Source organism: Mycobacterium intermedium (assembly GCF_002086275.1).
GTDB classification, from domain to species: domain Bacteria; phylum Actinomycetota; class Actinomycetes; order Mycobacteriales; family Mycobacteriaceae; genus Mycobacterium; species Mycobacterium intermedium.
The window spans coordinates 65,913-75,502 of record NZ_MVHT01000020.1; the positions used below are offsets into that span (position 1 = coordinate 65,913).

General features: G+C 63.4%; 10 protein-coding genes and 1 pseudogene. 5 read left to right on the top strand and 6 right to left on the bottom strand.

The window, feature by feature from the left end; all coding sequences use genetic code 11:
• Positions 1 to 26 precede the first annotated feature (26 nt).
• Together BST27_RS33610 and BST27_RS09920 are read right to left on the bottom strand one after the other, a co-directional pair.
• Entirely contained in the window at positions 27 to 1,388 is a 1,362-nt protein-coding gene (locus BST27_RS33610; RefSeq protein ID WP_232007325.1) for an adenylate/guanylate cyclase domain-containing protein, read from the bottom strand.
• Entirely contained in the window at positions 1,294 to 2,328 is a 1,035-nt protein-coding gene (locus BST27_RS09920) for a PE family protein (protein ID WP_079219959.1), read from the bottom strand. The genes BST27_RS33610 and BST27_RS09920 overlap by 95 nt, the downstream gene beginning before the upstream one ends.
• 487 nt (positions 2,329 to 2,815) lie before the next feature.
• On the opposite strand from BST27_RS09920, the gene BST27_RS09925 reads away from it, so the two are divergent.
• Positions 2,816 to 3,901, top strand: a complete 1,086-nt coding sequence (locus BST27_RS09925) for an SDR family oxidoreductase (protein WP_197518134.1) — start codon at positions 2,816 to 2,818, stop codon at positions 3,899 to 3,901.
• A gap of 40 nt (positions 3,902 to 3,941) precedes the next feature.
• Here the strand turns inward: BST27_RS09925 and BST27_RS09930 are convergent, their stop codons facing one another.
• Complete coding sequence (locus BST27_RS09930) at positions 3,942 to 4,745, bottom strand: crotonase/enoyl-CoA hydratase family protein (RefSeq protein WP_069420199.1); 804 nt, start codon at positions 4,743 to 4,745, stop codon at positions 3,942 to 3,944.
• Between the two features lie 119 nt (positions 4,746 to 4,864).
• On the opposite strand from BST27_RS09930, the gene BST27_RS31300 reads away from it, so the two are divergent.
• The 3 genes from BST27_RS31300 to BST27_RS09940 all read left to right on the top strand — a co-directional run bounded on the left by BST27_RS31300 (position 4,865) and on the right by BST27_RS09940 (position 6,891).
• Positions 4,865 to 5,176: a hypothetical protein gene (locus BST27_RS31300; protein WP_139805085.1), complete on the top strand. Its 312-nt coding sequence runs from the start codon at positions 4,865 to 4,867 to the stop codon at positions 5,174 to 5,176.
• Between the two features lie 134 nt (positions 5,177 to 5,310).
• The gene (locus BST27_RS09935; protein ID WP_069420200.1) at positions 5,311 to 6,210 is read left to right on the top strand and encodes a universal stress protein; all 900 of its coding nucleotides are present in this window, start codon (positions 5,311 to 5,313) and stop codon (positions 6,208 to 6,210) included.
• Between the two features lie 93 nt (positions 6,211 to 6,303).
• Positions 6,304 to 6,891, top strand: coding sequence for a YbhB/YbcL family Raf kinase inhibitor-like protein (locus BST27_RS09940; RefSeq protein ID WP_069420201.1), 588 nt, complete (start codon positions 6,304 to 6,306; stop codon positions 6,889 to 6,891).
• 43 nt (positions 6,892 to 6,934) lie between these two features.
• Here BST27_RS09940 and BST27_RS31305 read toward each other — a convergent pair whose 3' ends face one another.
• The 3 genes from BST27_RS31305 to BST27_RS09950 all read right to left on the bottom strand — a co-directional run bounded on the left by BST27_RS31305 (position 6,935) and on the right by BST27_RS09950 (position 7,932).
• On the bottom strand, positions 6,935 to 7,285 hold the full coding sequence (locus BST27_RS31305; RefSeq protein WP_139805086.1) for a hypothetical protein: 351 nt from the start codon (positions 7,283 to 7,285) through the stop codon (positions 6,935 to 6,937).
• Positions 7,286 to 7,447: 162 nt separating this feature from the next.
• Positions 7,448 to 7,675, bottom strand: a complete 228-nt coding sequence (locus BST27_RS09945) for a hypothetical protein (protein WP_139805087.1) — start codon at positions 7,673 to 7,675, stop codon at positions 7,448 to 7,450.
• A 23-nt stretch (positions 7,676 to 7,698) separates the two neighbouring features.
• Complete coding sequence (locus tag BST27_RS09950) at positions 7,699 to 7,932, bottom strand: hypothetical protein (RefSeq protein WP_069420203.1); 234 nt, start codon at positions 7,930 to 7,932, stop codon at positions 7,699 to 7,701.
• A 326-nt stretch (positions 7,933 to 8,258) separates the two neighbouring features.
• Between BST27_RS09950 and BST27_RS09955 the strand changes: the two are divergent.
• Positions 8,259 to 9,467: pseudogene (locus tag BST27_RS09955) on the top strand (ATP-binding protein); the annotation flags it as partial.
• Positions 9,468 to 9,590: the final 123 nt, after the last annotated feature.

Consider the following 9,590-nt stretch of genomic DNA (forward strand, 5'->3'; position numbering starts at 1 on the left):
CGGCAGCGTCCCAAGGCGCGAACAGCCTATTGGTAGCGCCAGATACCCACCTGGCCGGCGACCCCCTTGAGAGCCGCCAACTCGCGTCTGCCAACCAGCCTCAGCTCCGATATGACCTCGTCGGCGCCCGGCGCATCGCGCACCGGGTCGGTGCACACAATCTGGCGTGAGTCGGCGATCCCCTGAACCCGCGCCGCGATGTTCACCGTCTGGCCGAAGTAGTCGAGGCGCTCGTTCAGGTCCACCGCGATGCAGGGGCCGGCGTGCAGGCCGATCTTGAGTTCGAGTTCACCGACCTTGGCGATCTCGCGGTTCATCACCATGGCCGCTTCAAGCGCCGGCGCGGGCGTGGGGAAGCTCGCCATCACCGCGTCGCCGATGGTCTTGACAACCGCACCCCCGCGCGCGGCGACTACCTCCCGCAGCAGGTCGAAATGCTCGCCGACAAGGCTGTATGCGCGCATGTCCCCCATCCGCGAATACAGCTCGGTCGAGCCTTTGAGGTCGGTGAAGAGCACGGTCAGGTTCTTCAGCCCCAAACCACCCTGCGCGGGAATGCTCTCGGCGCGGAACAGATCGCGAAATACCTGGGTCGTCACCAGCTCTTTGACCGTGAAGAAGCGGTGGAAGTTCAGCCCCGGCCCCGCAGCCATCATCGCGGTCTTTGCGGCGAGGCCCTCCGGCGACGACGGATGCGGGTCCCTGAACGCGCCGAAGACCACTGGGCGGCCGAGCCGATTTTGCAGGCTCATGCCCACCTTGCCGGCTGTCAACTGCTCGCCGTCCTGGATAAGCCTGCCGCCGGCGAGCACCTCGTAGCTCATCGCCGAGCCACCCACGCCCTCGTCGACGGTGAAGCGCCGCAAGGCGTGGTACTCCGGCAGCGCCAGCAGATAACGTCCCGGCGCGAGCTCCCGTTCGGCCTCGACCGTCGCGCCCGCGGCAGCCGTACCGAACCACACCGGGTTCTTCAGGTAGCGGCCAAGCTGGGTGGTGTCCGTGACGCTCGGCGAGAAGAAGAGCGTCATACCGTCGCGCATGAAGTCCAGCTTTTCCGGAAACGAGAAGCGGGTCGTTCTCGCCGAGGGAGCGACGCTGAACGCGACTTCGACGTTGTCGTCGATCGAGGGCGGGATGGAGATATCGCAGATCGCGCAATCGCGGTCCTCATTCAGTGCGCGCAGCGCGTGGTCCGTTGTGATGAACGCTCCGCAGGCTGGGCAGATGACACCCCAACTGAACTCGACGACGCCGGCGTGCGCGGCATGCAGGAACAGGTCCACCGCATCGCGCTCAGTGATGCCGGTTTCCGCCGCGTAGCGGTAGGGGTTCATCCGGAAGAGCTTCTCGTCGGGCGCTTCGGCGATGTAGCGGGCTAAGCCACCCACGACATGAGCATCGAAATGGCCGGCGTTCTGCACTGCCGTGAGGCGCTCTTGAAGTATGGCGGTGGTCATCACATCTCCTGACCGCGTCGCCAAGTGGCGAGCTACTGCAGGACGCAACTGTGAATCGTGACCAGTTATTCCGGTTGTTCCGGGGATCTATAGGAAAAACTAGGGGCGACAGGAGCAGGGCGAGGGCCACCGACTCCGGATCGGTCTGCACCTCGGTGACGATGCCGCCGACCTCGAAGGGCATGGGAACGGTTACCGGCGGCTGCCCCGCGAACGGGCCCCCGAACGTCACCGTCGCGGTCATGGGCTGGATCGGAGCCAGCAGACCGCCGAAGGGAATGTTGAGCGCCACTGACACACCCGCGATGTTCGACGGCAACGGTATGGACATCGTGTTTTGGCCGTAGAGGAAAGCGCTCCCGACGTTGGGGCCGACATCGCGGAGTGCCGCGGTGGCCGCGTCCGAATTCCCCGCCAGCACCGCGTTGACGAACGTTGACCCGCTTTGGCCGAGCGCGGCCGTCGACGTGACCACTGGGCCGATGGCATCAAGGGGGAGTTCGATGAACTCCATTTCGGCTTTGAGCAGCATGCCCAGGGGGCCGTCGCCGTAGAACTGCGTAAATTCACTGGCCGCAGCGGCATGGGTGTTGGCGAACTCGGTGCTCATATACGAACCCGCGGCGGCGTTCAACAGGTTGACGAACGCGCCGTGAAACGCCGCGGCTCGGGCGCTGATGGATTGGTATTCAAGAGCTTGCGCGTTCAGTAATGATGCGATTGCCGCCGATACTTCATCAGCGGCCGGGGCCGCTATCCCGGTCGTGGTGGCCACCACCGTGGAATTGGCCGTGCTCAAAGCCGAGCCAAGGCAATCTAATTCGTGGGCCGCCTGAGCGACAAGTTCGGGTACGACGCTGACAAACGACATAACCGCCGTCGTCCTCTCTGGTTGCGTTCACTTGGGTGACTTGGGTGACTTGGGTGTCCAAGACAGTGGACAGGACGTGCCCGGCTACCGATCCCAATAACGCCGATCACGCGTGCCCGAACGAGTCGCAGTTCAGTGCAAATCTCCATCGCCGCGGTTTGAGCGTTCTTCAAGCCGGATCAACCATTCCGAATGCACGAACAAGCCGACGGCAACTGCCAGCACGCCCCCTACTACGAAGGCAGACGTCCAATCCCAACCAGAAAGTTGTTCACCGGCAGATTGCCTGCCCACGAGTTCGCGAGCTGCATACTCCAGGCGTCTCGCCATGGCGAGGCCACGTCTAGCCATGGGGACAGCGACACCATGCGCGACGGCACGGGGTCGCCCTGTCGGCGGCGGCGCTGTCGTTAACGGGGCCGGTGGACGATGATCAACCTCGACGAACTGATCGACGCTCGCGAGTCCGCCAGAGAGGAACACCCACATGAACACGTCTCCGACGGCGATCGACCCGGACGCACCGGTCCTCGTCACAGGTGCCAGCGGCTACATCGGCAGCTGGATCGTCCGAGTCCTCCTCGAAGCGGGACGCACGGTGCACGGCACGGTACGTAACCCTCAGAAGCCTTCCGGTCTGGAGCATCTGCACAAGCTGTCAGACGACCACCCCGGTCGCCTCCGACTGTTCAAGGCGGACCTGCTCGACACGGGCAGCTTTGACGAGGCCATGGCCGGATGCGAACTCGTCATGCACACCGCGTCGCCATTTCTCATTTCCGGATTCAAGGATGCGGACGAAGCGTTGGTGCGCCCGGCGCTCGAGGGCACCCGCAACGTGCTCGACTCGGTCAACCGCACGCAATCCGTCAAGCGTGTGGTACTGACCAGCAGCGTGGTCGCGATCTACGGCGATGCCCGTGAGTCTCTGGATATTCCCGGGGGCGTCTTCACCGGCGAACACTGGAATACCACCAGCAGCGTTGACCATCAACCGTATCCGTACTCCAAGACGGTGGCCGAGCGCGAGGCATGGAAATACGTTGAGGCACAGGACCGTTGGGACCTGGTCACAATCCACCCCGGCCTGGTTCTTGGCCCTGCCCTGACCACGGCCAGCGACTCGGCCAGCCTAAGCACAATGAAGCAGTTCACCGACGGCACCCTGCTTGCCGGGGCTCCGGCGCTGACCATGGGCGTGGTGGACGTGCGTGATGTCGCCGATGCTCACCTTCGAGCCGGGTTCACCCCCGAGGCCCACGGCCGCTACATCGTCAACGCGGATTCGCTGACTCTGCTGGAGATCGGCAAGATGCTGCGTCGCCGGTTCGGCCCGCTTTATCCGTTCCCCAGGACCAAGGCACCCAAGGTGATGATCAAGGCCGTCGCACCCGCTGTCGGGCTGACGCGAAAGTTCGTCGACCGCAACATCGGTTACCCGTTGGCTTTTGACAACCGCCGCAGCCGAGACGAGCTGGGACTGACCTATCGGCCCGTCGAGCAGACCGTGACCGAACACTTCCAACAGATGCTCGACGACGGCGTGGTCCGCCGCATGCCGGGTGGCCGCTGACGACCTGTGACCACGCGAAAGATGTTGCCGGGAAGAAACATTAAACGGGGTCGACGAAAACCGGTTTCTCCCCAGACATTCCAGCCACCACGGCAGCGATCTGATTGGGTGAGCCGATCAGCCCGGTTTGCAGAACCGATTCGCGGTCAAGGGCAGCCGCGGGGTCGTTGCTGAGCCAGGTTTCGTTGTACAGGAGCTTGGCGGCGCGGATGGCATCCGGTGACTTCGTTGCGATTTCGTCCGCGAGCTCCAACGCCGCTGCCAGCGGATCCTCGGCCGTCCGAGTGACCAACCCGAGTTCAGTACCCTCGCTGCCGGAAACGATGCGGCCGGTGAACGTCAACTCTTTCGCGACGTCGATCGGTAGCAATCTCGGTAACGCCTGGGTGATGCCCATGTCGGGGATGAGTCCCCACTTGATCTCCATGATGCTCAGCTTCGCGTCCGGCGCGGCGATCCGGATGTCCGCGCCGAGCGCGATCTGCAGGCCGCCGCCGAAGCAGTTGCCGTGGATCGCGGCGATGACCGGCGCCGGTACCAACGACCAGTCGTAGCTCACGCGCTGAGCGAGGTTGGCTGCCCGGCCCTCGTCTCGGTCGAGCAGAACGCTTGTGCCGCGTTGGCCGCCCATGAAACTTGCCACGTCCAAACCGGAGCAGAAGCTCTTGCCCTCACCGTGCAGCACGACGGCACGCACCTTTGGATCGCCCGCCAACTGCTCGGCGGCGGCCACCAATGCCTCGAACATCGCTTGGTCGAGCGCATTGTGCTTGTCGGAGCGCACCATCGTCGCCGTTGCCACGCCGTTGTCGGCAATCCGCACCCGGACCCTGTCTTCACCCATGATTGGCAATCTATCGCGCTATCGCGCCGACCTGATGTCGTGGCGCTGTCGAGCGACGCAAGAGTTCCGCAAGCCGTCCGGCGCACGCTGTGGTTACCGACCAATAGAAAGGTCCGCACATGAACCGACGACTCGCAATCCTGGTATCCGCCGTGGTGACCGGCTGTGGTCTAGGTCTGGCAACTCCCGCCCAGGCCGCTCCCCTGCCACCACATACCTGGTGCCCGGGCGATTCCATGGTGTACTCCCGATACGACCTGTCGTCCGGGCCAGGGGTTGCCTACCAGTGGGACATGAATGTTTGCCACACGTGGTACTGGGTCAAGAACTCGGCGGGCAATGTTCCTTACAAGGGGGAGCTACCCAGCGATGTGTGGGACGGAGACAATCCGCCTCCGGTCAAAGAAGATACGTGCGACTTGTGCTGGTAGGCATGAATCCCGTGCGCTCCACACGGTGCCATTAGTCCTTCGGGCTTGGGTCCCTTCGGCCCTGACAGTGACGGCGTTGCTCGGCGATTCTGCAGTGGGTAGACCGGTAGACCGCCGATCAGAAAGAACTTCAGATGTGGCAACCACCACGTGGCTCGATCTTGGTAGGCGTTGACGGCTCACCGGCGGCACTGGCCGCCGTCCGGTGGGCGGCGCGTGATGCGGCGCTGCGGAAACTGCCGCTGGCTCTGGTTCATGTCGTCGACGCCGCTTTACCGGAGTGGTTTGAGGTGGCCGCGCTGGCCGGCTTCAGGCAACGACAAGAACAGCGGGCGCGGGATTTTCTCGACGTGGCGGTCGAGGCGGCCCAGGAGAGTTTTGATGGGTGCGATCCAGTTCAGGTCGACAGCAACGTGTTTCATTCGGCCAGCGTCTCCGCGCTCGTCGGCCTCTCGGCGGACGTGGCGATGGTCGTCGTCGGCCGCAGGGGACACAGCGGGGCGTCGGTTTACAACGTCCCGGGCAGGGTGAGTTCGGCGTTGGTTTATCACGCTCACTGCCCAGTCGCCGTGATTCATGAAACCGAGGCCACGATCCGCAATTTCGAGCACGCGCCGGTGCTGGTGGGCATCGACGGCTCGAAGGCATCGGAGGCGGCGACGGGTATCGCCTTCGAGGAAGCCTCCCGACGCGGTGTCGGCCTGACGGCTCTGCACGTGTGGGTGGATCCCTGGGTTTCCGACTCCAAGGCCATGTACCAAGACGCCAAGTGGGACGCTCGACTCGCCGAGGAAGAGGAGGCGCTCGCCGAACGGTTGGCAGGTTGGCACGACCGCTATCCCGACGTGGCGGTCCATCGCAGGGTCGAAATCGGCGATCCGGCGCATTGGCTGATCGAAGCTTCCGAGCGCACACAACTGATCGTGGTCGGCAGCCACGGCTGCAGTCCGCTCCGCGGCACTTTGCTGGGGTCCGTCGGGGCGGCGGTGGTCAACAGGGCCAAGGTCCCGGTGATCGTGGCCCGTTGGTCCTAGCAGTTTACCGAAATCCATTGACTACGAATTAATTTCGTCCCTGACGGGCAACAGGACTGCTGCGATGGGCCCATCAGGCGTATACATAAGTTCATGAGACTGGCGGCCGCAATTGTGGCGCTGCTCTGCTACGCGCTCACCGCATGCGGCAGCGCTGACCAGGCGACGGAATCCGCTGCTCCCAGCACTTCAGCTCATGCGACGACGACCGGGCCATCGTCATCGGTCGCGCCGGGGTTTGCCGTGCACAGTCCCGCCTTCAACGACAATGGCCAAATCCCGGCCGACTACACCTGCACCGGCCGTAATGTGCCGCCGGCGCTTCGCTGGCACAACGTCCCAGCCGACACGCAATCGCTGGCCTTGGTGCTCGATGACCCCGACGCCGTCGGAGGACTCTACGTCCATTGGGTAGTGACCGGCATACCGCCTACGGCCTCCGAAATCGCCGACGGCGTGCTACCAGCGGGGGCGGTCGTCAGCGCGAACTCCGGGGGCAAGACGGCCTACCTTGGCCCATGCCCGCCGGCCGGCAGCGGCGTACACCACTACCGCTTCCAGCTGTACGCGCTGAGCAAGCCGTTGACGTTGGCGCCGACAACCGCGGCTGCGGAGGCCACCCGGGAGATCGCCGACTCGGCCATCACCTCTGCCGTTGTGGTCGGGCTTTTCGGCGGCTGAGAAGGCAGCATCGTACGTTCCCGGTGGAGCCCCCGTGGAGGCTTTACCAGATCACTACAGCGGCGCCGATGCCACCTTCGCAAAGGACACCTGGATGCCACGTCCCGTCGTTGAAGTGAGCCACAAAGTTGCTGTAGCTGCAATCCATCATGTAAGCCCTTCCCGTCACCGGGCTATAAGCAAGCACGTATGTACTGCCCTGACTGACGTAGGCCCGCCGCACATTGTCTGCAAATGCGCATGAGGTAGGAGTGCCGGCAACAACACCGTCCGCACCGGACGGGCAGATCTCAAACATGAAGTTTGCTTGCGCCCGAGGAGCCAGCACACCTGCCCCAAGAACTCCGGTGGTAATCAGTCCGCCGAGCATGGCGGCAGCAACAGTCGTCTTCATATCTTTGGATTCCTTGCATTTGTTCTTGCATGACTCCGACATGACATTGAGCCGGCGTCAGACGCGCGCCGCCGAAGGTGACGAAGCGCATGGTTTCACTGACGAAAATCCGCTATTAGCGGTTGAATAGCGTTGGCGAAAAGCGTTTGCGCAGCGGCGAGATCACCAGTAGCCGTACCACGGCCCGCCGCGCCAGTAGTGCCCGTAATACCAACCGGGGCCGTAGTACCCGCCCCAGGTCCACGACGCACCGCCCCACCATCCGGGCATGCCGCCAACGCCGTGCGGGTCAGGGTTGACCCAACCGCAACTTCCGTCGTACGGCAGGCAGGCTTTGGCCGGCGTTGACGCTTCAATCCCGCCGACCGCCAATGTCGCACTAATTGCCATGGCGACGAACAATTTCCGCGTGGTCATGGCACTGGGCGGGCGCTGACCCAGAAGCAGTTCTGGATACGGCCGACGAATGGTGCCCATCCGTTATCGCAGTGTTCATGCGAGCCGTCGGGCGCGTAGTTGAAGTCGCATTGGCCTCCCCATCCACCGACCTGCACACAGCCGTCGGCATGTGCCGCAGCCGGCGCAACCGCAGCGAAACCGACGGCGATGACCGCAGCACCCAGCAGCGCCTTCGCACCTGTCCTCACCTGTCCGACGCAGAGCCTGCTGATGGCCCTGCCGTGCCTCCTCGATTGTTGAAGCTTGGGCTTCCAATTCCCGTGACCTGCGTTCATCGCGGTGTTCCTTTCCATCTGGCGTGACTCTTCGACTTTGCGATTTGGAGAGTCAGAATCCATCGGAAAGAGGACGTAAATGGATACACACGGGGTCGTAGATGGAGTGCGTGGGCGACTGGTGATTCGTATGTCCTGATGTTTTCCAGTACGTGGTGGCTGCGCACTGGCTAACATGAGGCAGATCGTTGACCGTTTCTTTCGCGGGTGCGCCGAGGGTGAATTGGAGCGATATCGGCGTGAGTGGGGTTTCGCTGACGGGCACAGTGACGCTGCTGCTTGGTGACGTCGCTGGCTCCACGAGGCTGTGGGAGACCCAACCCGACGAGATGACCAGCGCCATCGCCCGGCTCAACCAGATCGTTTCGGACGCAGTGGCTGCCCACGACGGAGTCCGCCCGCGCGAACGGGGTGAGGGTGAGAGCTTTGTGGCCGCGTTTGGCCGCGCCTCAGATGCGGTGGCGTGCGCGTTGGAGTTGCAGCTAGCCCCGCTGGAGCCGATCCGTCTACGTATTGGGTTGCACACCGGTGAGATCGAGTTGTGCCACGAAGAAAGCTACGCCGGCCCGACGATCAACCGGACGGCGCGGTTGCGGGATTTAGGGCACGACGGTCAAACGGTAATGTCCTCAATCACTGGCGATTTGGTGATCGATCGGCTCCCGCCGGGCGGGTGGATGATTGACCTGGGCACCCATCTGCTTCGTGACTCGGCCCGCCCGGAACGGGTCGTCCAACTGTGCCACCCCGATCTGCGTAACGACTTCCCGCCGCTCCGCACGCCCAGCGTCTCTATTTCCCATAACCTTCCGGCACAGCTGACCAGCTTTGTGGGCCGCGGCACAGAAGTGGAGCGGGTACGGCAACTGCTGGCCGAAGACCGGTTGGTGACGTTGACCGGGCCCGGCGGAGTGGGTAAGACCAGGCTGGCTATGCAGGTCGCATCCCAAATCGCGGGCGAATCTTCCGACGGGGTGTGGTACGTGGACCTAGCACCGATCACCGATGCGCAGGTGGTGCCTATCGCGGTAGCCCGCGCGCTGGGTCTAGCCGATCAGCCTGGCCGCTCCACAACGGACACGCTCACACGGTTTGTCGCCGGGCGCAAAATGCTGCTGGTGGTGGACAACTGCGAACATCTGCTAGACGCCAGCGCGTCGCTAATCGTCCACCTGCTGGCCGAAACCTCTAGTTTGAGGTTGTTGGCAACGAGTCGCGAGCCGATCGCAGTGCCAGGCGAGGTGGCTTGGCGGGTGCCGTCATTGCCGCTTTCCGACGAGGCCATCGAATTGTTCGCCGACCGAGCCCGCCATGCTCGAGCAGATTTCGCGGTCAGTGCTGACAATGCCGCGCTGATGAGAAAGATTTGCCAGCGTTTGGATGGTCTGCCGCTGGCAATCGAGCTGGCGGCGGCGCGGGTGCGGTCGTTGTCGCTCACAGAGATCCTTTGGGGTTCCCCCGAAAAAGTAGACACGGTTAGCTTGCTTCCGTGGTGGCACGCAGCGTGCGTTCATAGTCGATAGGTGAGCGCATTCCAAGTGCTGAGTGCCTTCGATCATTATTGTAGAAAA

Bases quoted from the DNA above. Each gene is read 5' to 3' on its own strand.
- BST27_RS31300 (WP_139805085.1), top strand. From the start codon at position 4,865: ATGAACCGACGACTCGCAATCCTGGTATCCGCCGTGGTGACCGGCTGT.
- BST27_RS31305 (WP_139805086.1), bottom strand. From the start codon at position 7,285: ATGAAGACGACTGTTGCTGCCGCCATGCTCGGCGGACTGATTACCACC.
- BST27_RS09930 (WP_069420199.1), bottom strand. From the start codon at position 4,745: ATGGGTGAAGACAGGGTCCGGGTGCGGATTGCCGACAACGGCGTGGCA.
- BST27_RS09925 (WP_197518134.1), top strand. From the start codon at position 2,816: ATGAACACGTCTCCGACGGCGATCGACCCGGACGCACCGGTCCTCGTC.
- BST27_RS09920 (WP_079219959.1), bottom strand. From the start codon at position 2,328: ATGTCGTTTGTCAGCGTCGTACCCGAACTTGTCGCTCAGGCGGCCCAC.
- BST27_RS09940 (WP_069420201.1), top strand. From the start codon at position 6,304: ATGAGACTGGCGGCCGCAATTGTGGCGCTGCTCTGCTACGCGCTCACC.
- BST27_RS09935 (WP_069420200.1), top strand. From the start codon at position 5,311: ATGTGGCAACCACCACGTGGCTCGATCTTGGTAGGCGTTGACGGCTCA.
- BST27_RS09945 (WP_139805087.1), bottom strand. From the start codon at position 7,675: ATGGCAATTAGTGCGACATTGGCGGTCGGCGGGATTGAAGCGTCAACG.